General features: G+C 72.6%; 21 protein-coding genes. 12 read left to right on the top strand and 9 right to left on the bottom strand.

Features of this window, described 5'->3' with window-relative positions; all coding sequences use genetic code 11:
* Positions 1–555: 555 nt before the first annotated feature.
* Both OTB20_RS36390 and OTB20_RS36395 read right to left on the bottom strand, forming a co-directional pair.
* Complete coding sequence (locus tag OTB20_RS36390) at positions 556–753, bottom strand: hypothetical protein (protein ID WP_267824217.1); 198 nt, start codon at positions 751–753, stop codon at positions 556–558.
* Between the two features lie 238 nt (positions 754–991).
* Positions 992–1,294 carry a hypothetical protein gene (locus OTB20_RS36395; RefSeq protein WP_267760778.1) on the bottom strand — a complete coding sequence of 101 codons (303 nt, stop codon included), beginning with the start codon at positions 1,292–1,294 and terminating at the stop codon, positions 992–994.
* A 113-nt stretch (positions 1,295–1,407) separates the two neighbouring features.
* On the opposite strand from OTB20_RS36395, the gene OTB20_RS36400 reads away from it, so the two are divergent.
* Positions 1,408–2,058: a hypothetical protein gene (locus tag OTB20_RS36400; RefSeq protein ID WP_267824218.1), complete on the top strand. Its 651-nt coding sequence runs from the start codon at positions 1,408–1,410 to the stop codon at positions 2,056–2,058.
* A 78-nt stretch (positions 2,059–2,136) separates the two neighbouring features.
* The gene (locus OTB20_RS36405; protein ID WP_267824219.1) at positions 2,137–2,556 is read left to right on the top strand and encodes a hypothetical protein; all 420 of its coding nucleotides are present in this window, start codon (positions 2,137–2,139) and stop codon (positions 2,554–2,556) included.
* Here OTB20_RS36405 and OTB20_RS36410 read toward each other — a convergent pair.
* The 4 genes from OTB20_RS36410 to OTB20_RS36425 form a co-directional block, all read right to left on the bottom strand.
* On the bottom strand, positions 2,553–3,563 hold the full coding sequence (locus OTB20_RS36410) for an LLM class F420-dependent oxidoreductase (RefSeq protein ID WP_267824220.1): 1,011 nt from the start codon (positions 3,561–3,563) through the stop codon (positions 2,553–2,555). The two genes, OTB20_RS36405 and OTB20_RS36410, sit on opposite strands and share 4 nt — an antisense overlap.
* A 100-nt stretch (positions 3,564–3,663) precedes the next feature.
* Positions 3,664–4,488 (bottom strand): hypothetical protein, encoded by an 825-nt coding sequence (locus OTB20_RS36415; RefSeq protein WP_267824221.1) that lies wholly within the window; start codon positions 4,486–4,488, stop codon positions 3,664–3,666.
* A gap of 148 nt (positions 4,489–4,636) precedes the next feature.
* Complete coding sequence (locus OTB20_RS36420) at positions 4,637–5,635, bottom strand: N-acetylmuramoyl-L-alanine amidase (protein WP_267824222.1); 999 nt, start codon at positions 5,633–5,635, stop codon at positions 4,637–4,639.
* Between the two features lie 131 nt (positions 5,636–5,766).
* Complete coding sequence (locus OTB20_RS36425; RefSeq protein WP_267824223.1) at positions 5,767–6,408, bottom strand: class I SAM-dependent methyltransferase; 642 nt, start codon at positions 6,406–6,408, stop codon at positions 5,767–5,769.
* 151 nt (positions 6,409–6,559) lie between these two features.
* On the opposite strand from OTB20_RS36425, the gene OTB20_RS36430 reads away from it, so the two are divergent.
* Positions 6,560–6,901, top strand: a complete 342-nt coding sequence (locus tag OTB20_RS36430) for a DUF5713 family protein (protein WP_267824224.1) — start codon at positions 6,560–6,562, stop codon at positions 6,899–6,901.
* Between the two features lie 4 nt (positions 6,902–6,905).
* Here OTB20_RS36430 and OTB20_RS36435 read toward each other — a convergent pair whose 3' ends face one another.
* Complete coding sequence (locus OTB20_RS36435; RefSeq protein WP_267824225.1) at positions 6,906–7,805, bottom strand: LysR family transcriptional regulator; 900 nt, start codon at positions 7,803–7,805, stop codon at positions 6,906–6,908.
* Between the two features lie 131 nt (positions 7,806–7,936).
* Between OTB20_RS36435 and OTB20_RS36440 the strand changes: the two genes are divergently transcribed.
* From OTB20_RS36440 to OTB20_RS36460, 5 genes are all read left to right on the top strand, one after another.
* Positions 7,937–8,677 (top strand): glutamine amidotransferase-related protein, encoded by a 741-nt coding sequence (locus OTB20_RS36440; RefSeq protein ID WP_267824251.1) that lies wholly within the window; start codon positions 7,937–7,939, stop codon positions 8,675–8,677.
* Positions 8,678–8,703: 26 nt separating this feature from the next.
* Positions 8,704–9,075, top strand: a complete 372-nt coding sequence (locus tag OTB20_RS36445; RefSeq protein ID WP_267824226.1) for a hypothetical protein — start codon at positions 8,704–8,706, stop codon at positions 9,073–9,075.
* 317 nt (positions 9,076–9,392) lie between these two features.
* Positions 9,393–11,378 (top strand): serine/threonine-protein kinase, encoded by a 1,986-nt coding sequence (locus OTB20_RS36450; RefSeq protein ID WP_267824227.1) that lies wholly within the window; start codon positions 9,393–9,395, stop codon positions 11,376–11,378.
* A gap of 93 nt (positions 11,379–11,471) precedes the next feature.
* Positions 11,472–13,601, top strand: a complete 2,130-nt coding sequence (locus OTB20_RS36455; protein ID WP_267824228.1) for an acyl-CoA dehydrogenase — start codon at positions 11,472–11,474, stop codon at positions 13,599–13,601.
* Positions 13,602–13,615: 14 nt separating this feature from the next.
* Complete coding sequence (locus OTB20_RS36460) at positions 13,616–14,803, top strand: thiolase C-terminal domain-containing protein (protein ID WP_267824229.1); 1,188 nt, start codon at positions 13,616–13,618, stop codon at positions 14,801–14,803.
* Between the two features lie 56 nt (positions 14,804–14,859).
* Here the strand turns inward: OTB20_RS36460 and OTB20_RS36465 are convergent, their stop codons facing one another.
* A complete protein-coding gene (locus tag OTB20_RS36465; RefSeq protein WP_267824230.1) occupies positions 14,860–15,954 on the bottom strand; it encodes an amidohydrolase family protein in 1,095 nt (364 codons plus the stop codon).
* 172 nt (positions 15,955–16,126) lie between these two features.
* Here OTB20_RS36465 and OTB20_RS36470 point away from each other — a divergent pair, with 172 nt between their 5' ends.
* Positions 16,127–17,431, top strand: a complete 1,305-nt coding sequence (locus OTB20_RS36470) for a cytochrome P450 family protein (protein WP_420716562.1) — start codon at positions 16,127–16,129, stop codon at positions 17,429–17,431.
* A 220-nt stretch (positions 17,432–17,651) separates the two neighbouring features.
* Here the strand turns inward: OTB20_RS36470 and OTB20_RS36475 are convergent, their stop codons facing one another.
* Positions 17,652–18,011, bottom strand: coding sequence for a DNA-binding response regulator (locus tag OTB20_RS36475; protein ID WP_267824253.1), 360 nt, complete (start codon positions 18,009–18,011; stop codon positions 17,652–17,654).
* 293 nt (positions 18,012–18,304) lie between these two features.
* Here OTB20_RS36475 and OTB20_RS36480 point away from each other — a divergent pair, with 293 nt between their 5' ends.
* The 3 genes from OTB20_RS36480 to OTB20_RS36490 are packed head-to-tail and all read left to right on the top strand — an operon-like array spanning position 18,305 to position 21,280.
* Positions 18,305–19,177 carry a MaoC/PaaZ C-terminal domain-containing protein gene (locus tag OTB20_RS36480; RefSeq protein ID WP_267824231.1) on the top strand — a complete coding sequence of 291 codons (873 nt, stop codon included), beginning with the start codon at positions 18,305–18,307 and terminating at the stop codon, positions 19,175–19,177.
* A gap of 57 nt (positions 19,178–19,234) precedes the next feature.
* The gene (locus tag OTB20_RS36485; RefSeq protein WP_267824232.1) at positions 19,235–20,311 is read left to right on the top strand and encodes a Zn-dependent alcohol dehydrogenase; all 1,077 of its coding nucleotides are present in this window, start codon (positions 19,235–19,237) and stop codon (positions 20,309–20,311) included.
* A gap of 24 nt (positions 20,312–20,335) precedes the next feature.
* The gene (locus OTB20_RS36490; protein ID WP_267824233.1) at positions 20,336–21,280 is read left to right on the top strand and encodes a 3-oxoacyl-ACP reductase; all 945 of its coding nucleotides are present in this window, start codon (positions 20,336–20,338) and stop codon (positions 21,278–21,280) included.
* Positions 21,281–21,421 lie beyond the last annotated feature (141 nt).

The following is a 21,421-nucleotide window of genomic DNA, read 5'->3' on the forward strand; positions in this document are numbered from 1 at the left end:
GCGCTCGAGGACTGGATCAAGGTCTGGAACGACGAGGCCAGGCCCTTCAAGTGGACCAAGACCGCTGACCAGATCCTCGACCGGATCTGCCGCTACTGCGACAGGATCTCAAAACCAGATCACTAGCGGCCAGCGGCCAGCGGCCAGCGGCCAGCGGCCAGCGGGTAGAGGGTACGGGAGCGGCACGGGGCGCAGGTCGCGCCCGTGCCGGTTTCCGCCCCGTCCACACCACGTCGACGATCGACCTGCACCCGTGCCGCGTCTGCGAGATCGGTCACGGCGACCACATCACAGGCACCGGCGGCCGGGGCGGCGAGGCTGCCCGGCGCGGCGGCGACCATCGTCGAGGCGATACCGAAAGCGTCAACGAGAGCCGTTGCAGTACGAGTTGTCCTGGCGGACATCAGTGGATGTCTTCTGTCTCATGGTGATCCGACGAGGCGGGCCGGGTCGGCCCTGCTCGGGTTCCTGTTCTGTCTTCGCTCGTGTGGGGCGGGCACGGCGGGACCTTCTTGCCCGCCCCGGCCCCCCGCATCCGTCTGTGCGTCGTACGGGTCAGAGCACGGCGGCGAAGTCCTCGCGGTCGTGCGCCCGCTCCTTGGTGGGGAGGGCGAACCGGAAGACGGCGCGGGGTTCCCCTGGGGGCGCTGTCACCTGGTCCGGCGCGGTGGCGGCCTGGGCGGTGCGCGCCGCCGGCAGGCGGGACACGGAGTGGGCGGGCAAGGGACCCGCGGTCGTCGTGTGCTTCTTCAAAGGAGCCCCCCGGGCGAAGTCGTTCGATCAACTCTCGCCGGTACGACTCACGACCTGCACGGATGGTTGTCCCCGCACGCCGGAACCCCGGAAGGGAAACGCACGGCCCGCTGACGACGTGCAGCCGCTCGCCCTCCGGCCGACGAAAGGGCGAGCGGTACTGGGTGCGCGCGCGAGCGGGCCACCGGGCCCATCGGGCCTCGGAGGCGGGCCGGCGGCTCGGCGTCCTGTCGGCGGCCTAGCGGCGGTACAGCCGGCCCGCGATGGCGTGGCCGATGACCAGGTAGGCGACGGCCGCGATGCCGTAGCCGATCACCACCTGGACCCAGTCGCGGTTGAAGGTGAACAGGTCGTAGGACCAGCCGGCGAGCCAGCTGGCCGCGTCGTGGATGAAGTCCACCAGGGAGTTGCTCTGGTTGGCATCCAGCAGGTACAGCAGGATCCACAGGCCGATCACGAAAGCCATGACGTCCGCCACGACCGCGACGGCGCGGCCCGCCTGGCTGCTTCCTCTGGTGTGTACTCGCGTGTGTGTGGGCATGCTGAGCGTCTTGCCGTTCCCGGGCCCGGCAAACCCGAACGGGCCCCCCGGGTGGCGGAGTCGGGCCGTCGGGGTGAGGCTGCGGAGGACGCCTCAGTCCCCGGAGGAAACTCGTGTCCCTACCCACCACAGCCGTCCGCTTCCGCCGCACCCTCACGGCGGTGCTCCTGTCCTGCGCCCTGCTCGGCGGCGCCACCGCCTGTGGCTCGGGCGGTGGCGAGAAGGCTGCCCCCGGTCAGAGCGACGAGATCTCGGTGGCCATGGCCGGCTTCGCCGAAGCCGAAGCCGAGGCCGCGGCCTCCGCGGAGGACGCGGAAGCGGCCGCCGCCTCGCCCTCGCCCAGCACCCCGGAAGAGAGGCAGAAGTTCGCCAAGACGCGCTTCGTCGCCAACGCGGGGCTCGCGGCCGGTGCCACCTACCAGTGGATCATCAAGCCGTACCGTGCCGGCAAGTTCAAGAAGGGCACCAAAGGCCGTACGTTCGCCCTGGTCAAGGCGGGCCTCGCGAGTGCCTTCGCCTACAACCGGCTGAAGGCGGCCAGCGAGAACGCCAAGGGCGACCCGCTGCTGTCGAAAGCCGTGGGTCCGCTGACGGCGGGCATCGACTCCCTCAAGGGGCTCGGCTCGAAGCTGCGCAAGGGCCAGGCGGGCGACGCCGACATCGGCGCCTTCGAGGGCGTCATCAACGGCGTCAAGGAGGCCGGCAAGAGCGCGGGCGCCACGGTGACCGACAAGGTTCCGAGCGCGGGACAGCTGACCGGCTGAGTGCCGCCACCGCTCTCACGGGAACAGGCCGGACCGGAGTATTCCGGCCCGGCCTGTTTCACCTGTTTGAATGGGTCGGTGATCGAGTACGTGTTCATCGCCGGCGCCGCCGCCGGAACCGGCTGGCTGATGCGCCGCAAGCACCGCCGCCGCGTGGCCGCCGGTCCCGCCGTCGGGATCCCCTGCATGGCGCGCCGGCCCGCGGGCAGCGGCCGTTGGCGCAGCGGCCGGGTGTACGCCGACCCGGGCGCGGCCCGCTGGGTGCCCGGCCGGGGCGAGGCCGTGGCCCTGACCGGTGGCCGGGCCACCGGCGTACGGGCTCCCTCGGTGAAGGAGGGCATCTCCATCAACCCCGGCTCGCGCATCGTGACCTGCGCGTACGAGGGGGGCGACATGGAGATCGCCGTGATGCCGCTGGACCTGCGGGAACTGCTGGCAGCGGTGCCACAAGCCGGCCCGGACGCCGCGGGTCCACCGGGTCCCGAAGGCGCGCCCTAGCTGTTCAGCTCCGCCAGGACCCGCAGGGTGTGCGGGTCGGGGGCGGTCAGGAGCAGGTCGGTCACCGGGCCCTTGCGCCACAGTTCCAGCCGCTCGGCGATCCGCTCCCGCGGTCCGACCAGGGAGATGTCGTCGGCGAAGGCGTCCGGTACGGCCAGGACGGCCTCTTCCTTGCGCCCGGCCAGGAACAGCTCCTGGATCCGGTGCGCCTCCTCCTCGTAGCCCATCCGGCCCATGAGGTCGGCGTGGAAGTTGCGTGCCGCGTGGCCCATCCCGCCGATGTAGAAGCCCAGCATGGCCTTCACCGGGAGGAGTCCCTCCGAGACGTCGTCGCAGACCTTCGCGCGGGCCATCGGAGCGATCATGAAGCCTTCGGGGAGTTCGGCCAGTGAGGCCTGGTAGACGTCCGTGCGGGTCGGCGACCAGTAGAGGGGGAGCCAGCCGTCCGCGATGCGGGTGGTCTGGGCGATGTTCTTGGGGCCCTCCGCGCCGAGCAGGATCGGCAGGTCCGCCCGTAGCGGGTGGGTGATGGGCTTGAGCGGCTTGCCGATGCCGGTGCCGTCCGGGCCCCGGTACGGGTGGCTGTGGAAGCGGCCGTCGAGCTCGACGGGGGCCTCGCGGCGCAGCACCTGGCGGATGACGTCCACGTACTCGCGGGTCGCCGTCAGGGGGCTGGAGGGGAAGGGGCGCCCGTACCAGCCTTCGACCACCTGCGGGCCGGACAGTCCGAGGCCGAGCATCATCCGGCCGCCGGACAGGTGGTCCAGGGTCAGGGCCTGCATGGCGGTGGCGGTGGGGGTTCGAGCGGCCATCTGCGCGATGGCGGTGCCGAGCCGGATGCGCGAGGTGTGCGCGGCGATCCAGGTGAGCGGGGTGAAGGCGTCCGAGCCCCAGGCCTCTGCGGTCCATACGGAGTCGTAGCCGAGGTTCTCGGCTTCGGCGGCGAGGTCCAGGTGGTCAGGATTGGGGCTGCGGCCCCAGTAGCCGAGTGCGAGTCCGAGGCGCATGTGACGGTCCCCTCCACGAATCTGACGATGCGTCAGGTGACTGTAGGGCAACGGCCCCCCGCCCGGAAGGGCGGGGGGCCGTCGTGGACCTCGCGCGGGGTCAGCCGCGCTGGATGCCCGAGGTGTCGTTCAGGACGCCGCGGCGGCCGTCCTGGGTCTGGGCGATCAGCGTGGCCGGACCGCGCTGCTCCACGGCCAGGTACCAGGTGCCGGGCGCGAGCTCCGCGATCGGGGCGGGGTTGCCGTCCTCGGCGAAGAGCGGACGGGCCACCGGAACGGCGAACCAGAACGGAGTGAAGTCCGCCGCCGGGGCCGGCGCCGGCGCCGCGTCCTGCGGGGCCTGGGGCTGGGCCGGGGCCTGCTCCTGACCGCCGTAGGGCGGGGCCGGCTGAGGGGCGGCCCCGTACGGCTGCGGCTCCTGACCGCCCGGGTACCCGTACCCGGCGCCCGGCTGCTGCGGCTGGCCGCCGTACGGCGGGACGGCGGCGGCAGGCTTCGGGTCCGGCACCAGCTGCGCGGCGAGCGCGGGCACCTTCGAACCGAAGAGGGTGACACCGGCCAGCGCCGCGGTGGCGAGGAAGGCGATGACGGCGCCCGCGCCCAGGTCCAGCCCGGTCGGGCAGGTGATCAGGGCCCAGAGCGCGGACCAGGCGGCGGCGACGGACAGGACCGTGCCCCAGGCCTGGAAGGGCAGGCCCAGGAGCTGGCGCCCGGCGGGCTGCAGGCGGGCGGCGACGAGCAGGCCGACGGCGATGAACGCGAGCAGGAAGATGCTCGGCAGCGCCAGGCGGTACACGTCGGTGTCCCAGGCGCTCGGTGCGTCGACGCTGGGCGCGGAATAGAAATCGAGGAACGAGGCGATGAACAGCAACGCCGCTGCTCCGATCACCACGCCGTCGCCTCGTGTGAGGGAGCGGATGTTCACGTCTTAGGTGTCCTTCTCGGTCTCGTCGTCTCGTGGTGCCGTGGGCGCCCGCCGTGAAGCAGGGGGCGGGCGGCACCATGGTACGGAGCTTTGCCGCGGCCGAGAGGGTCGGGGCTGCGGGCCGTCCGGGGGGACGGTCCTGGGGGCCCTACCCGCCGAGGAAGCCGACGATGCCGTCCGCGATGCCCTGGGCCGCCTTTTGGCGCCACTCCGGACTCGTCAGCTGCGCCGCGTCCTTGGCATCACGCATGTTGCCGCATTCGATGAACACCTTGGGGCGGGTTGAGAGGTTCAGTCCGCCGAGATCGTCGCGGACGACCAATCCGGTTCCGCTGCCGAGGTAGTTCGCGGGGGCCGAGCCGGTGGTCCGGGCGAAGTTGCCGGCGATCCGCTCGCCGAGCTGCCGGGACGGGCCGACGATCTTCGCGGTGTCGGCGCCGCCGCCCTTGACCTTGGCGGGCAGGATGACGTGGAAGCCGCGGTTGCCGGCCGAGACCCCGTCCGCGTGGACCGAGACCACGGCGTCGGCGGCGGCCTCGTTGCCGATGCGGGCGCGCTCGTCGATGCAGGGGCCGAAGGGGCGTTCCTTGCCGGCCTCGTGGCTGAGGACCACCTTGAGGCCCTGGGCCTCGAGGACGGAGCGCAGACGCCGCGACACGTCCATGCTGAACTCGGCCTCCATGTAGCCCGCGTTGGTGGTCGTGCCGGTGGTGTCGCATTCCTTGCGGTTGGTGCCGATGTCCACCTGGCGGTTGATCTCGGTGGTGTGCTTGAAGTTCCCCGTGTTGTGGCCGGGGTCGATGACGACGGTGCGGCCCGCGAGGGGCTTGGCTGCGGAGGTGACCGGAGCGGCGCCCGGAGTACCGGCGGGGGCCGCGCCGGGGGCCGGGCTCCCGGCCGCCGCGGGTGCTGCGCTCGTGGACGGTGCGGATGCGGATGCCGAGAGCGGCATCACGATCCGGGGCGGCCGCGAGTCATCGGTCGCGCTCCCGCTCAGCACCTCCGTCAGCACCCACCCGGCCAGAGCGGCCGGGGCGATCGCGGCCGCTGCGACGACCAGGGTGGAGCGGCGGGCGTACCAGGGCCGGTCCGGGCTGATGGACGTGGCGGACTCGGGGAGCGGCGGGGAGCTTTCGTCGTAGCGCACCCGGCGATGCTAGACGGGAGGTCGGTCGGGTGTACGGACCCTGGGCCATACGGGGGCGCGGTGCGCTTATATGCCGGGGGCTGGGCGGGGCGGGGCGGGGGCGCACCCCGGGCCCGGCGCCGGCCCCCGGGTCAGATGCCTTCGCCCGTGCGGCGCAGCACGCGCAGGGAGTCGGTCGCCGAGACCTCCTCGAAGGCGCCCGAGGCCAGGGCGCGCAAGTAGACGCGGTACGGGGCCTGGCCGCCGTCGGCCGGGTCGGGGAACACGTCGTGGATCACCAGGGTGCCGCCCTCCGCGACGTGCGGGGCCCAGCCCTCGTAGTCGCCCGTGGCGTGCTCGTCGGTGTGACCGCCGTCGATGAAGACCAGGCCGAGCTTTCCGCCCCAGGCCGCGGCGACCTTCGGGGAGCGGCCGACGATCGCGATGACGTGCTCCTCCAGGCCGGCCCCGTGCAGGGTCCTGCGGAAGGTGGGCAGGGTGTCCATCAGCCCGACCTCCGGGTCGACGACGCTCGGGTCGTGGTACTCCCAGCCGGGCTGCTGCTCCTCGCTGCCGCGGTGGTGGTCGACGGTGAGCACACTGACCCCGGCCTCGCGGGCGGCGTCGGCGAGCAGGATGGTGGAGCGCCCGCAGTAGGTACCGACCTCCAGGAGCGGCAGCCCCAGCCGCGCCGCGGCGGCGGCGGCCTCGTACAGGGCGAGCCCTTCTCCTACGGGCATGAACCCCTTGGCGGCCTCGAAGGCGGCGAGGGTCTCCGGCTTGGGGCTGGCCATGGTGTTCCTCCTGCGGGGTGGGCGTGCATCGGCGGCCCATGGTGCCTTACCCGCTGGTAGGACGCCATGCCCGGGTCCCGCTCCGACGGCGTTGTCAGTGGCGTGGTGCAGGATCGCCGGACAAGCTCTTCGAAGGGGATGAGGGATCACCGTGTCGATCAGGAACCAGCAGGTGGCCGACCGCGCTTTCCTCCAACAGCTCTACCGCGACGACTACTTCCCCGACGCCGTCCTCGACAAGGGCCGGGCGGTCCTGCTGCGCCTCTGCGAGCGGATCGAGGCCGAGCGGCCGGCGGACCTGGTCGCGCTGTACGCGCTGACGGGGGCGGCCACGGAGGAGTTCAACCGGCTCGAGGCGGAGTTCGAGGCGGCGGGGAGCGAGATCGAGACCGTGGCCCGCGAGGAGATAGCGGAGGACTTCTGGTTCGTGGCCTCGGCGTACGGGTTCGCGGACGCGGACATCGAGGAGCTGATCGCCCCCCGGGAGTGGTGACGGCCTATCCCACGGGGTTCGGTCTGCGGCCCGTCAGGAGGCCCGCCAGCCGGCGGGCCGGAGCGGTGGGGTCGGCCGGGTGCAGCAGCTCGGTGCGGTGGACCAGGCGCGGGGCCCGGACCGGGACCGCGGTGACGCCGGGGAGCGCGGCGGCCAGCGACAGCGGGAGCGCGGCGAGTCCGTGCCCGGCCGCGGCGAGTGCGGCGAGCCCGTGCGGATCGGTCCCGAGGTGTCGGATCCGGGGGTGGAACCCGTCCCCGTTGCAGACGGCGCGCAGCCGGTCGAGGGGGACTGCCGTGTCCGGGGCGTCGATCCACTGGGCCTGCGCGAGATCGGCCAGCCGCACCGAACGCCGCCGCGCCAGTGGGTGGCCGTCGTGGAAGAGCACGGCCAGCGGTTCCTCGGCCACGGCGAGGATGACGGTGGGGCCCAGGTCCGGCAGCGGCAGGGGATCGCTGGGCGCGGCCACGCCGTCCACGAGGCCGAGGTCGGCGCCGGCGGTCAGCACCTCCTCGATCACCGACTCCCGCCCGAGTACGCGTACTTCGACGTCCACCGGGCCCGCGGTGCGCAGCCCGGCGAGGGCCCGCGCGACGGCCGGGCCGAGGGCGGCGGGGGAGCAGGCGAGCGTCAGCCGGGCATCGGGGGCCCGGTGCAGGCGCGCGATGTCGGCGCGGGCCGCGTCCAGGCGCAGCAGCAGCGCGGGGGCATGATCCATCAGCCGGGCGCCGGCCGGCGTGGGAGCGACGGGCCGGCGCTCGACCAGCCGGGTGCCCAAGTCGGCTTCGAGCGCGGCGATGTGCTGCGAGACGGCCGACTGCGTGTAGCCGAGGGCCGAGGCGGCGGTGGAGAAGGAGCGGTGGTCGAGGACCGCGACGAAGGTGCGCAGCAGATGCGGATCCATGGGCATCAGTATCGCTAATGAGCGGACCAGAAATCATCGTTGGACCTGATGCCCGGCCGCCTCGCAGGATGTCTCCCATGAACGACGCGAACCGCACCGTCACGAACGACACCGTCACGAACGACACCGTCATGAACGACACCGTCGCGAGGCGAACCGTCACGAACCGCACCGCCCGCATCGCCCTCATCGCGGACCGCTCCGACGCCGTCCGCTCCCACGCCCGCATCCCCGGCCTGCTGGAGGCCCTGCGCCTGGGCGAGGGGCTGGACCTGGACGCCTACTGGATCCCCACCGAGGAGGCAGGCGACGGCATGGACGGCTTCGACGCGGTCTGGGTCCTGCCCGGCAGCCCGTACCGCAGCGAGGGCGGAGTCCTGACCGCGATCCAGGGCGCCCGCGAGAACGGCATCCCCTTCCTCGGTACCTGCGGTGGCTTTCAGCACGCCCTGCTGGAGTTCGCCCGTACCGTCTGCGGCCTGGACCGGGCCGCCCACGCCGAGAACGACCCCCGGGCCGCCGAGGCGGACGCCGTGGTCGTCCCGCTCGCCTGCTCGCTCGTGGGCCACGAGGGCGCGGTACGGGTCACCCCCGGATCCCGCGCCGCCCGGCTGCTCGGCGCGGACCGCACGCAGGCGCGGTACCACTGCAACTACGGCCCCAACCCGCTCCACTTGGACCTGCTGCGGGCGCACGGCATGACCTTCACCGGCGCCGACGAATCCGGCGACATCCGCATCGCCGAACTGGCCGAGCACCCCTTCTTCCTGGCCACCCTCTTCCAGCCCGAGCTGGACGGCGACGGCACCCGCGCCCACCCCCTGATCGCCGGCCTCGCCGCGGCCGCCGTGGAGCATGCACGCCCCCGCTGAACGGCTCCCCGTACGAAAGACGAAAAGTGTCGGCCTCCAGGACCACGGGAACGGCCACCCCTTCTGGGTTCCCGAGGCCGGAGAGTGGATTCCTCCTCGCCCACGGGGAGGAGGACCCGGGCACGCGTTTCAATCAGGAGTGGGAGCGGCTGGCCCGCGGCCGCGGGCTGTTCTCCGCGGCCGCCGACGGGCGCCCCGAGTTCCTCCTCGGCGTCGACATCGCGCAGGACGACTCCGGCGACTCGGAGCTCCAGTCCTGGCGCTGGGTCCGGGTGGCGCTCGCCGACCACTGGGACATCGCGGGAACCGGATTCGCATTCGACTGGCTGGAGCCGGAAGTGCGCCAATGGGCCGAGCGCTGGCTCGGGCACGGGCACGTGAGCACGGAACAGGCGTAGGCGCGGGAAGGCGCGGGCAGCCGTCCACCGCTTCGCCGCGCACCCCCCGAGGCTGCGGCAGGATCGGACCCACGCAGCCGTGACAGGGCGCGTGGCACACGCCGTCGGCGGCTTCGCGGAGTTCGTCCGCGGCCTATGAGGGCACGGAGCGGCACTGTGCCGGAAGCCGCCGATGGCCGGATCGTGCCGCCCCGGACCTGTCCGGCCCGGCCCCCCCTTGCCGTCATCCTGCACGGAACTGCCTTTACCCTGAGGCGGGTTCGAACGGCCGTGGGCCGGTTCGGGCGACGGCAGGGGATCTCCGGGGGACGGGCAACATGAGCAGTGCGATCAGTGACGGCCGCGGCCAGGACGGCCAGGACGACGACTACGTCGACGGGGGCATCAAGCCGCTCGCGCCCGGGGATCCGAGCCGGATCGGGCCGTACCTGCTGCTCGGGCGGCTCGGCGCCGGAGGCATGGGGCGGGTGTACCTGGCCCGGTCCGAGGGTGGGCGTACGGTCGCGGTGAAGGTGGTGCACGAGGAGCACGTGGCCGACGCGCAGTTCCGTGCCCGCTTCCGCCGCGAGATCGACGCCGCCCGGCGCGTCGGCGAGCGGTACACCGCCCCCGTCCTGGACGCCGACCCCGACGCCCAACGGCCCTGGGTGGCCACCGGATACGTACCGGGGCTCTCGCTGGAGCAGATCGTGCGCCGGCACGGTCCCCTGCCCGTGGAATCCGTACACGCCCTCGCGGACGGGCTGCTGCACGCACTGAAGGACATCCACACGGCCGGGATCGTGCACCGCGACCTCAAGCCGTCGAACGTGATGCTGACCGTCGAGGGCGCGCGGGTCATCGACTTCGGGATCTCGCGGGCCCTGGAGACCTCCGTCGAATCGCTGCTCACCAGCACCGGCATGGTCGTCGGGTCGCCCGGATTCATGTCGCCCGAGCAGGTGCGCGGGCAGCGTGCGGGGGCCAAGAGCGACGTGTTCACGCTCGGGTGCGTGCTGATGTACGCGGCCACGGGCGAGCTGCCCTTCGGGCACGGCGCCGACAACCAGCACGCGGTGATGTTCCAGATCGTGGAGGGAGAGCCGGACCTGGACCGGGTGTCCGACGAGCCCCTGCGCGCACTCATGGGCCGCTGCCTGGCCAAGGGCGTCGATGAACGGCCGGGCGTGGACGAGCTGTTGGCCGACCCCGAGCGGGTCCGCCCGGCGGCGCCCGGCAGGGCGTGGCTTCCGCCCGGGGTGGTGGAGCGGCTGGCCCGGCAGGCGGCGCGCCTCCTCGACGCGGAGGCGGTGCCGGTGGGGGAGAAGGTGATCCCGGACCGGTCGACGGTCGGGCTGCGGCCGGAGACCGCCGGGGCCGTGGAGGCGGGGGCCGGGGCGGTGGCCGGGGCAATGGCCGGGGCGGCGGCCGAAGGGGTGGCCGGAGGGGTGGCCGAGCCGGTGGTCGGGCCTGCCACCGGTGCGGCGGCCGGTGGCGGCGCCCCGGAGGGCGAGCGGCGCGGGGCCCGGGCCCGGCGGCGGTGGACCGTCGCCGTGCCGGCCGTCCTGGTGTTCGGCGTCGGCGGGGGCACGGTGGCCCTGATCCAGCCGTTCGGTGGCGGTGGCGGAGGGGCGCAGGCTTCGCCCCCGGCGAGCAGCGGGCCCGTGACGCCCGGCGCGGCCGCCGGCTCCCCTTCCGCGGCGAGCGGTTCGCCGGCCCCGGGCGCGCAGAACTCCGGGAGCCCCCAGGCCCCCCAGAGCCCTACCGCACCGGCGCCGGACGGCCAGTCGGCCGCGGCGGGCGCGGGGACCCCCGGCGGCTCCGGCACCCCGGGCGGCAGTAGTGCGAACCAGGGCGGCGCCGGAGGGCCCGCCGCCGGGGGCGCCAGTACCGGAGCCGGTCCGGGCGGCGCGAGCGCCACCCCCGGGGGCTCGGGTTCGGGCTCGCCCAGCGGCGGTGGCTCGCCGAGCGGTGGCGGCTCGTCCGGCGGCGACGCGGTCCCCGCGTACTTCGCGGGCACCTGGACCTACAAGGGCGATTTCAACATCGGCCAGCCGTCGACGGTGATCGTCACGCGCGCCGGGGCGGTCCGGCTGATCGGCGACTCCAACATGGGCCACTGCGAGAACATCGCCAAGGTGGTGTCGGTGGCCTCCGGTGGGAAGCGGATCAACATCGGTGCGGCGGCGGTGGACAAGTCCAAGTCCACCAGCCAGTTCTGCGGGGTCCTGGACCCGTCCTTCTTCACCAGGAGCGAGCCGGTCGGCCTCCAGCACAACGTCGGCCCCTCCCACGGCGAGGGCTACTACTACCAGCGGTCCTGACCGGACGGCTCCCGGCCGGGCCGCGCCGCAGAGCGAGAACACGTTTCAGTTATGACCTTCCGTCAGAATGCAACGTGTTCTACTCTGCCGCGCATGGGCATCGGAATCACAGAGGAACAGCGGGAGTTGGCCGAGGCCGTACGCGGCTGGGTCGCGCGGACCGTGCCGCCCGAGGAGGTGCGCAAACTCCTCGACACCCCGCCGCAGACGGGCTCGCGGCCCGCCTACTGGGACGGGCTCCTCGCCTCCGGGCTGCTGGAACCGCACCTGGAGGGCGGCACCCTGCTCGACCTCGCCGTCGCGGTGGAAGAGGCCGCCCGGGCGGCGCTGCCCGGGGCGTACCTGCCGAGCGTGCTGGCCTCCGTACTCCTGGACCGGGCCGGGGCCGAACCCCTCGGCGGGCGCGTCGGGGCCGTGGCGCTCGGGCCCGGGGACCTGACCGCCGTGGCCGTGGAGGGCGGATACCTCCTCGACGGAACCGCCCCGCCGGTGCTGGGCGCGGGCGAGGCCGACCTCGTCCTGCTCGCCGCCGAGACCGCGCACGGGACCCGCTGGTTCGCCGTCGACTCCGCCGCCCTGGACATCCGTACCCAGGACAGCGCCGACCCGACCCGGCCCACCGCCGAGGTCCGGGCCCGCGGGGTCACCGCCGGGCCGGGCGCACTGCTCGAGCTCGACGCGGCCCTCGTACGGGACCTCGCCTGCGTGCTGTTCGCCGCCGACGCCTGCGGCACCGCCGCCTGGGCGCTGCACACCGCCGCCGAGTACGCCAAAGTGCGCGAGCAGTTCGGGCGGCCCATCGGGCAGTTCCAGGGGATCAAGCACCTGTGCGCCGACATGCTGGTGCGCGTGGAGCAGGCCCGGGCGCTCGCCTGGGACGCCGCCCAAGCGGCCGAGGAGCCGGCCGAGGTGCGCTCGCTGGTGGCCGCGCTGGCCGCCGGCACCGCGCTGGACGCCGCGTACTCCTGTGCCAAGGACTGCGTCCAGGTCCTCGGCGGCATCGGCTTCACCTGGGAGCACGACGCCCACATCTACTTGCGCAGGGCGCTCGTCGCGCGCCAGCTCCTCGGCTCCGGCGACGGCCACCGGGTCCGGGCCGTACGCCTCGCCGCCGCCGGCGCACGCCGCGAGCTGCGCCTCGAACTGCCCGCGCGGGCCGAGACCCACCGCGCGAAGGCCCGTAGCGCCATCGCGGACGCGGCCGGACTGGACCCCGCCACCGCCCGCCGGGTGCTGGCGCCCACCGGGTACGCGGCCCCCTACCTCCCGCCCCCCTACGGACTCGGCGCCGGCCCCGTCGAACAGCTCGTCGTGCAGCAGGAACTGGGCGCCGCCGGGGTCAAGGTCGCCGACCTCGGGATCGCCACCTGGGTCGTACCCTCCCTGCTCGCCTACGGGACCCCCGAGCAGCAGGAGCGGTACCTGCTCCCCACGCTGCGCGGGGACGTCACCTGGTGCCAGCTCTTCTCCGAACCGGGCGCCGGCTCGGACCTCGCCTCGCTGCGGACCAAGGCGGAGCGGGCGGAACCCGGGGGCGGCTGGCTGATCAACGGGCAGAAGGTGTGGACGAGTTCCGCGCAGAGCGCCGACTACGGGATCCTGCTGGCCCGCACCGACCCGGACGTCCCCAAGCACAAGGGGCTCGGCTACTTCATCGTGGACATGAAGACCCCCGGGATCGACATCCGGCCGCTCAAGGAGATCACCGGCGAGGCCCTCTTCAACGAGGTCTACTTCGACGACGTGCCACTGCCCGAGGACGCCCTCGTGGGCGCGGCGGACGGCGGCTGGAAGGTCGCCCGCAACACCCTCGGCAACGAACGCGTCCACATGGCCGACCAGATGACCTTCGACACCGGCCTGGAAGCGCTCCTCGCCCGCTCCGCCGAACTCGAAGGCGGATACCGGGTGCGGATCGGGGCCCTGGCCGCCGAGGCGCACGCCCTGGCCTGCATCGGGCTGCGCACCACGCTCCAGCAGGTCTCCGGCCTGGAACCGGGCGCGGGCGCGTCCGTACGCAAACTCGTCCAGACCCCGCACCAGCAGCGGACCGCCGAGCTCACGCTCGAACTGCTGGGACCGGCGGGCGCGGTGAACGAGGGCGCGGGGAAGCGAGCGGTGCACGGCATGCTCATGTCCCGCTGCCTCACCATCGCCGGAGGCACCACGCAGGTCCAGCTCAACGTCGTCGCCGAGCGCATTCTCGGCCTTCCCAGGGACTGAAGGGCAGTAGGGACATGAAGTCGTACATCGTGGGCGTCGGCATGACGAAGTTCGAGAAGCCGGAGTCGAGGGACTGGCAGTACTGGGACATGGCCAAGGAGGCCGGCGACGCGGCACTCGCGGACGCGGGCATCGACTACGGGCTGATCGAACAGGTGCCGGTGGGCTACTGCTTCCAGGCCTCCACCGCCGGCCAGCGGGCCGCGTACGAACTGGGTCTCACCGGGGTCCCCGTCTACAACGTCAACAACAACTGCGCGACGGGCTCCACGGCGCTGATGATGGCGCGGCAGTTCGTGGAAGGCGGGATCAACGACTGCGTGCTCGCCCTCGGCTTCGAGAAGATGAAGCGCGGCGCGCTGGGCGGCGGTTCGGACGGCGGGGACTTCAAGACCTCCCCGGTCGCCCGCCACTACGGGATCATGGCCGCCGGGCACGGCTTCGAGATGTCGCCGCCCACCGCCCAGATCTTCGGGAACGCGGCCCGGGAGCACATGAAGCTGTACGGGACCACGGCCGCGCAGCTGGCGGCAGTCGGCGCGAAGAACCACCGGCACTCCGCGAACAATCCGAACGCACAGTTCCAAGACGTCTACACGGTGGAGGAGATCCTCGCGGCGAAGACGATCCACGAACCGCTGACGAAGCTGCAGTGCTCGCCGACCTCGGACGGGGCCGCGGCGGCCGTCGTCGTATCGGAGCGGTTCGTGGAGCGGCACGGGCTTGAAGGCCGGGCGGTGGAGATCGTCGCCCAGTCGATGACCACCGACACCGAGGCGTCCTTCTCCTCGGGCACCTGCATCGACGCGGTCGGCAAGCCGATGACCGCGGCGGCGGGACGGGCCGTCTTCGCCTCGTCGGGGCTCGGTATCGGGGACGTGGACGTCATCGAGCTCCACGACTGCTTCTCGATCAACGAGCTGCTGACCTACGAGGCGCTCGGCATGTGCGAGGAAGGCGCCTCCGGGGCGCTGGTGGAGTCCGGAGCGACCACCTACGGCGGACAGTGGGTGGTGAACCCGTCCGGCGGACTCATCTCCAAGGGCCACCCGCTCGGCGCGACGGGGCTAGCGCAGGCGGCGGAACTCGTCTGGCAGCTCCGAGGCGACGCGGGCCTGCGGCAGGTCCCCGGAGCGAGGGTTGCTCTCGCGCACAACATAGGCCTGGGCGGCGCGGCAGTGGTCACCCTCCTCCGCAAGTAGTCCCGCCGGCCGTTGCCTCCCCTGCGCCTTAGCCGTCGGCGGGCCTGAGGGTCGCCTCAAACGCCGGCGTTTGACGCGCGGGGTCTGGGGCGGAGCCCCAGGGTCTGTTCAGCCCGTCCGGCGTTTGAGGACCGGGTCAGGGCCGGGGTCGGGAAGGTCAGGGCCGGCATCAGGCGTAGGGCGTTGTCCCGGTTGATCGCGAGGTGGTGGGCCGGGGTCAGGGCGGGGTCGGCCGTCAGGGCCGGGAGGGCGATGTCCGTGACCATCTCCGTCGGACAGGCCGGCCAGTCACTGCCGAAGAGGATGCGGTCGGGGGCCGCCGTGGCGAGCAGGGTGCCCGCCGGGGACATGGGCCCGGCCGTGTCGTAGTAGAAGCGGCGCAGGTGGTCCCGGACCATCGCGGGTTCGAGGGGCGGAGTGAACGCACCCGCGAAGGCCTGTACGCGGGTGGCGATGTGCGGAAGGAAGCCGCCCGCGTGCGGCAGGATCACCGACAGGTTCGGGAACCGGTCGAGGGTCCGCTTGTGGATCATGTTCGCGGCGGCCCGCGTCGTATCCAGCAGGAAGTCGCACAGGAAGTTCGGGATCCCCGGAACGCTCACCGCACCCGGCGCCCCGGCCCCGCCCGGGAACGGCAGGTTGTGCGGATGCGTGTCCACGACGGCGGCCCGCTCGTCGAGCTCGGCGAAGATCGGGTCGTACGAGGGGTCGCCGAGGTAGACGCCCCCGTAGTTGGCCGTCACGTTCACCCCGACGGCCCCCAGCTCGTCCAGCCCGAGCCGCAGGGCCCAGCGCGAGGCGTCCAGGTCGTCGAGGAAGAGCGGGGCGTGGAACGCGAAGCGGCCCGGATGCGCGTCCGCGACCTCGGCCGCGGCCCGCAAGGTGATGGCGGTGGCCTCGCGCAGCTGCTCGGAGGTCGCGTAGCGCGCCGGGAGCATCGGCTTGAGAACGGCGGTGGCGATCCCCGCCCGGTCCATGAGGTCCAGCGCGGCGGCGGAGTCCCAGCGCGCCCACGGCGGCAGGGCCTTCCGGTTCACCAGGCCCTGGCCGTCGGCCCATTCCAGCCACTCGGGGGCGCAGAAATGGTGGTGGACGTCGATCCTGCTGCGACTGCCGTCGTCCGGCGGCGTGATGTCTGCGATGTCCGGCATGGGGGGACCCTATTGCGGGGCCGCGCGGGTGTTCGCGGGACAGGTCGGGGACCCGGCCGATCCGCTCAGGAGGGCGTAGTTTCGGGCCCGAACGGGGTAACCGATGTTTTTCGGCCAATGGTCGGAGGGAGGAGGTGGCTGGACACCCGAGCCCCATGAGAGGTCTGAACACGTGACGACCGAACCCGCAGTGGCCGTGAGTGACGGCATCCCAGTCGACGAAGCCGTCGCGGCCGTGTCCATGGGTACGCCGGAGTACCGTACGTGCCCCTATCCGGTCTACCGGTCGCTGCGCGAGCAGGCCCCCGTCTGCGAGCTGACGACCCGGCACGGCGTGCCGACGTACCTGATCACCCGGTACGACGACGCCCGGCTCGCCCTGTCCGATCCGCGCATCGGCAAGGACATGCACCAGGGCCTGGACATCTACCACGCGGTCTTCGGCGACACCTGCGACGCGCTCGACGACAACCTGCTCTTCGCCGACCCCCCTCGGCACACCCGGCTGCGGCACATCGCCCACGAGGCCTTCACTCCGCGCCACGTCAAGCTGCTGCGCCCGCGCATCGAGCAGATCGCCGGTGAGATGCTGGCGAAGTGCCCGACGGACACCCCCGTCGACCTGATGACGTCCTTCGCCCTGCCGCTGCCCGTCATGGTCATCTGCGAACTGCTCGGCATCGTCGGCGACGAGCGCACGGACGTCCTGAAGTGGTTCGGCCAGGTGACGCGCTCCCGGTTCAGCAAGGACCTGGCCGGCGACCTGGCCGCGGCCGAGCACTGGCTGCGGAACTACTTCGCCGGCCTCGTCACCCGCAAGCGGGCGGAGCCCTCGGACGACTTCCTCAGTGTGCTGATCGAGACGCAGCACCCCGAGGGCGCGCTGACCGACGACGAGCTCGTGTCGATGATGTGGGTGCTGCTCTTCGCCGGGCACAAGACGACCACCTACCAGATCGGCAACGCGGTCTTCGCCCTGCTCTCGCACCCCGACCAGCTGGCGCTGGTCAAGGAGGACCGGGCGCTGCTGCCCCAGGCGATCGAGGAGCTCGTCCGGTTCGAGGGCTCCGTGGAGACCTCCACGTTCCGCTACGCGCTGGAGGACCTGGAGATCGGGGGAGTGGCCGTCCCCAAGGGCGCCCTCGTGCAGATCGCGATCTCCTCGGCCAACCGCGACCCGGAGAAGTTCGCCTCGCCCGACACCCTGGACGTGACGCGCAAGGGGCTGCAGAGCACCCATCTCGGTTTCGGCCACGGGCCCCACTACTGTCTCGGCGCCCCGCTCGCCCGCATGGAGCTGGAGACCGCCCTGACGGCCCTGCTCGACCGGTTCCCCGACATGGTCCTGGCGACCCCGGCGACGGGCGAGGAGGAGTGGCTCAAGGGCCCCTTCCCCGCCTTCCGCGGGCTGGAGCGGCTTCCGGTCGCGCTGGACCCCTCGCGGACCGTCGACGACTGGACCAAGCCCGGCCCCTGACCGGCTGTCCGGTCGTTGGACCGGCCGTCCGGCCCGCGGATCGACTGCCCGCGGATCGACTGCCCGCGGATCGACTGCCCGCGGATCGACTGTCCGGTCCCTGGACCGACTGTCCAGCCCTCGGCCAAGCGTCCGCCCCCCGCCCCGGCCAACCGGTCAGCCGTCCGCCCCGCCGATCCGTCCGGATCGGCGGGGCGGACGCAGCTGTGTGCGGGCGGACCTACGGAGCGTCCAGCGCCGGGTCCGTCACCGGCTCCCCCCGGGAGGCGCGGCGCACGGAGTCCGCGAGTTCCTCGACCGGGCCGTCGCGCAGGACCAGGCCCGCCCCGCCCGCCGCGGCCACGGCCCGCGCCAGCCCCGGGTGCGCCGAGCCCGTCAGGACCAGGATCCGGCATTCAGGATCGTCCGCGAGGAGTTCCGGTACGCGCTCCACCGACTCGGTGAGCGCCACCGCCGGGCGGGCCATCGTCGAAGCGACCACCTCGATGTCCGGCTGGAGGCCGAGGAGCAGCGCCAGGGCCGGGTTCGGCGGGTCCAGGAGAACCCGGAGGGATCGGGCAGGGCGCTGGGAAACGGGCATCTCGTCCACCCGTCAAGAGTAGGGGCGGGGTGTCCGGTCTCCGGGCAACGCGCGCCGTGAGAAGTAGAACTGACAGTTCGTCAGGAGTCTTCCCGGGAGTCTTCCCAACTGCTGGGGGGTGCGTTATACATTCCTTCACCGGCAACCTAGAACGCGTTCTAGCGAGCCGGTCCCGCATACGACCTCGGTGCGGCCGACGGTGCGGACGGCCGCGCCGAGGTCTTCCAAGGCGCCGGGTTTCCCACAACCGGTGCCTCAAAGACGGTGTTTCCAACACAGGGAGCAGCACGCCCATGCCGATCGATGCCGCCAAGGCCCTCGCCGCCGAACCCCGCCGGGGGAACATCGCCTGGGACCACAAGGACATCCAGCTCTACCACCTCGGACTCGGCGCGGGGACCTCCCCGAACACCCCCGGGGCCGCCACCGACCCCGACGAGCTGCGCTACACCCTGGAGTCCAAGCTCCACGTGCTCCCCAGCTTCGCGACCGTCGCCGGCGCCGGCATGGCCATGATGGGCGGCCTCGCCGCCCCCGGCATCGAGGTGAACCTCGCGAACGTGCTGCACGGCGGCCAGTCCATCGAGCTGCACCGGCCCATTCCGGTCAAGGGGCAGGCCGCCTCCACCGCCAAGGTCGCCGCGATCTACGACAAGGGCAAGGCCGCGGTGATCGTCCTGCGCACCGAGGTCGCCGACGCCGACGGGCCGCTGTGGACCTCGGACGCGCAGATCTTCGTACGCGGTGAAGGCGGCTTCGGCGGAGACCGCGGCCCCTCCGTGAAGGCGGAGCAGCCCGAGCGGGCGCCCGACCGGATCGAGGAGCGCAAGATCCGCGAGGAGCAGGCGCTGCTGTACCGCCTCTCCGGAGACTGGAACCCGCTCCACGCGGACCCCGAGTTCGCCAAGATGGCCGGCTTCGACCAGCCGATCCTGCACGGCCTGTGCTCGTACGGGATGACCCTGAAGGCCGTGGTCGACACCGTCCTCGACGGGGACGTCTCCCGGGTCCGCGCCTACCGCACCCGCTTCGCCGGGATCGTCTTCCCCGGCGAGACCCTGCGGATCCGGATGTGGCAGGAGCCCGGCCGGGTCCTCGTCACGGTGAGCGCCGCCGACCGGGACGACGCCCCGGTCCTCGCGGACACCGTCGTCGAACACGGCTAGACGGCCCTGCACCCGAAGTACCGCACCACACCACAGACCCACAGAAGGAGCCGCACCGTGCGCGCAGCACTCCAGAGTGAGATAGGCCAGGACAAGCTCGAGGTCGTCGAGGACATGCAGGCCGTGGGCTTCGGGCCCGGCAAGGTCAAGATCCGCATCAAGGCCACCGGCCTGTGCCACTCCGACCTCTCCGCGATGAGCGGCGTCCTGCCGCAGCCCGCCCCCTTCATCCCGGGCCATGAGGGCTCCGGAGTGATCACGGACGTGGGCGACGGGGTCACCAGCCACAAGATCGGCGACCGGGTCCTGGTCTGCTGGCTCCCGCCGTGCGGGCACTGTCCCTCCTGCAGGCGCGGCCAGGGCCACCTGTGCCTGGAGGCCTTCGGCAACGTGGCCACCCCCAACTTCCAGCGCGGCGAAAGCAGCATCTTCGGCTTCGCCGGTACCGGCACCTTCGCCGAGGAGATGGTGGTCCCGTCGGGCTGCGCCGTACCGATCCCCGACGACGTGCCCTTCGACATCGCCGCCCTGATCGGCTGCGGAGTCACCACCGGCCTCGGCGCGGCCATCAACACCGCCAAGGTGGAGGCCGGTTCCTCGGTCGCCGTCATCGGCTGCGGCGGCGTCGGCATCTCCGTCATCCAGGGCGCCAAGGTGCAGGGCGCCGCGCAGATCATCGCGGTCGACCCGGTCGCCTCCCGGCGCGAGGCCGCGCTGCGCTTCGGCGCCACCGAGGCGGTCTCCCCGGAGGCCTTCGCCGACGCCAGGAACCGGATCACCGCGGGCGAGGGCTTCGACTACGTCTTCGAGGTCGTCGGCAAGTCCCAGACCACGCAGACCGCGTACGAGATGACCCGCCGCGGCGGCTCCGTGGTCGTGGTCGGCGCGGGCGCGCTCGACGACAACTACTCGATCAACATGTTCTCCCTCTTCTTCGACGAGAAGAAGATCCTGCCGTCGATGTACGGCGGCGGCGACGTGCTCCGCTCCTACGAGCGCACCATCGCGCTGTGGCGGGCCGGCCGGGTGGACCTGGCGGGCCTGATCACGCACCGCGTGCAGCTCGCCGAGATCAACGACGCGCTCGACCAGATGCGTACGGGCGTGGCCCTGCGCACCTGCATCGAACTCTGACCCGTTTCGAGAGGAACCGTACGGATGTCACTGCCACTTGAGGGACTCGTCGCCATCGTCACCGGGGCCGGCCGCGGCCTCGGCCGGTCCGAGGCGGTCGAACTCGCCCGGCTCGGCGCGAGCGTGGTCGTCAACGACTTCGGGCAGCCCGGCCGCGACGGCTCCGGCGAGGCCTCGGCCGCCCCGGCGGAGGAGGTCGCCGAGGAGATCCGGTCCGGGGGCGGGCAGGCGGTGGCGCACCTGGGCGACGTGGCCGACTTCGGGCAGGCGCGCGAGCTGATCGAGCTGGCGGTGAACACCTTCGGCAAGCTCGACATCCTGGTCAACAACGCGGGGATCCTGCGCGACCGGATGGTCTTCTCGATGTCGGAGCCGGAGTGGGACTCGGTCATCCGGGTCCACCTCAAGGGCCACTTCAACACGACCCACTTCGCCTCCGTGCACTGGCGCGAGCGCTCCAAGGCGGCCGGCGGGCCGGTCTACGGCCGGATCATCAACACCTCCTCCGAGGCCTTCCTCGGCGGCTCGGCCGGACAGCCCAACTATGCGGCGGCCAAGGGCGGCATCGTGGGCCTGACCACGTCCACCGCCCTGGCGCTCGCCAAGTACGGGGTGACGGCCAACGCCATCTGCCCGCGCGCCCGTACCCGTATGACGGAGGACGTCTTCGCGGGCTTCCAGGTCCCGGAGGAGGGCAAGCTCGACGCCCTCGCCCCCGAGCACGTCTCCCCACTGGTCGGCTACCTGGCCTCCCCGGCCTCGGCGAAGGCCAACGGGCAGCTGTTCGTCGTCCACGGCGGCATCGTGGTCGTCATGGAACGCCCGAAGGTGGCGGCGAAGTTCGACACCACCAAGGAGTCCTTCTCCTACGAGGAGCTCGACGAGGTCCTGACCCCGCACTACGACTCCCGCCCGGCGAACGAGACCTTCGCGGCGACGGAGGTCCTGGGCCTCAAGCACGACGGCTGACGGATGCCGATGCGCCGGGCCCGGGGTTCCTCACCCCGGGCCCGGCGCCGTCGCGGGGTGCGGGCCCGGGCCCGAGGCGCGGGGGGCCCGCAACATTTGAATGCGTTCAATATAGGCTGGAGGCGGGTCAAGGGGGCCCGG

The sequence above is a fragment of the Streptomyces sp. H27-H1 genome (assembly GCF_026627445.1).
Lineage (GTDB): Bacteria > Actinomycetota > Actinomycetes > Streptomycetales > Streptomycetaceae > Streptomyces.

Excerpts from the sequence above, each read along its gene's own strand:
- OTB20_RS36410 (WP_267824220.1), bottom strand. The coding sequence starts at position 3,563 with ATGCGCCTCGGACTCGCACTCGGCTACTGGGGCCGCAGCCCCAATCCT.
- OTB20_RS36440 (WP_267824251.1), top strand. The coding sequence starts at position 7,937 with ATGAACGACACCGTCGCGAGGCGAACCGTCACGAACCGCACCGCCCGC.
- OTB20_RS36460 (WP_267824229.1), top strand. The coding sequence starts at position 13,616 with ATGAAGTCGTACATCGTGGGCGTCGGCATGACGAAGTTCGAGAAGCCG.
- OTB20_RS36425 (WP_267824223.1), bottom strand. The coding sequence starts at position 6,408 with ATGGCCAGCCCCAAGCCGGAGACCCTCGCCGCCTTCGAGGCCGCCAAG.
- OTB20_RS36490 (WP_267824233.1), top strand. The coding sequence starts at position 20,336 with ATGTCACTGCCACTTGAGGGACTCGTCGCCATCGTCACCGGGGCCGGC.
- OTB20_RS36395 (WP_267760778.1), bottom strand. The coding sequence starts at position 1,294 with ATGCCCACACACACGCGAGTACACACCAGAGGAAGCAGCCAGGCGGGC.
- OTB20_RS36450 (WP_267824227.1), top strand. The coding sequence starts at position 9,393 with ATGAGCAGTGCGATCAGTGACGGCCGCGGCCAGGACGGCCAGGACGAC.
- OTB20_RS36480 (WP_267824231.1), top strand. The coding sequence starts at position 18,305 with ATGCCGATCGATGCCGCCAAGGCCCTCGCCGCCGAACCCCGCCGGGGG.
- OTB20_RS36455 (WP_267824228.1), top strand. The coding sequence starts at position 11,472 with ATGGGCATCGGAATCACAGAGGAACAGCGGGAGTTGGCCGAGGCCGTA.
- OTB20_RS36475 (WP_267824253.1), bottom strand. The coding sequence starts at position 18,011 with ATGCCCGTTTCCCAGCGCCCTGCCCGATCCCTCCGGGTTCTCCTGGAC.
- OTB20_RS36465 (WP_267824230.1), bottom strand. The coding sequence starts at position 15,954 with ATGCCGGACATCGCAGACATCACGCCGCCGGACGACGGCAGTCGCAGC.
- OTB20_RS36435 (WP_267824225.1), bottom strand. The coding sequence starts at position 7,805 with ATGGATCCGCATCTGCTGCGCACCTTCGTCGCGGTCCTCGACCACCGC.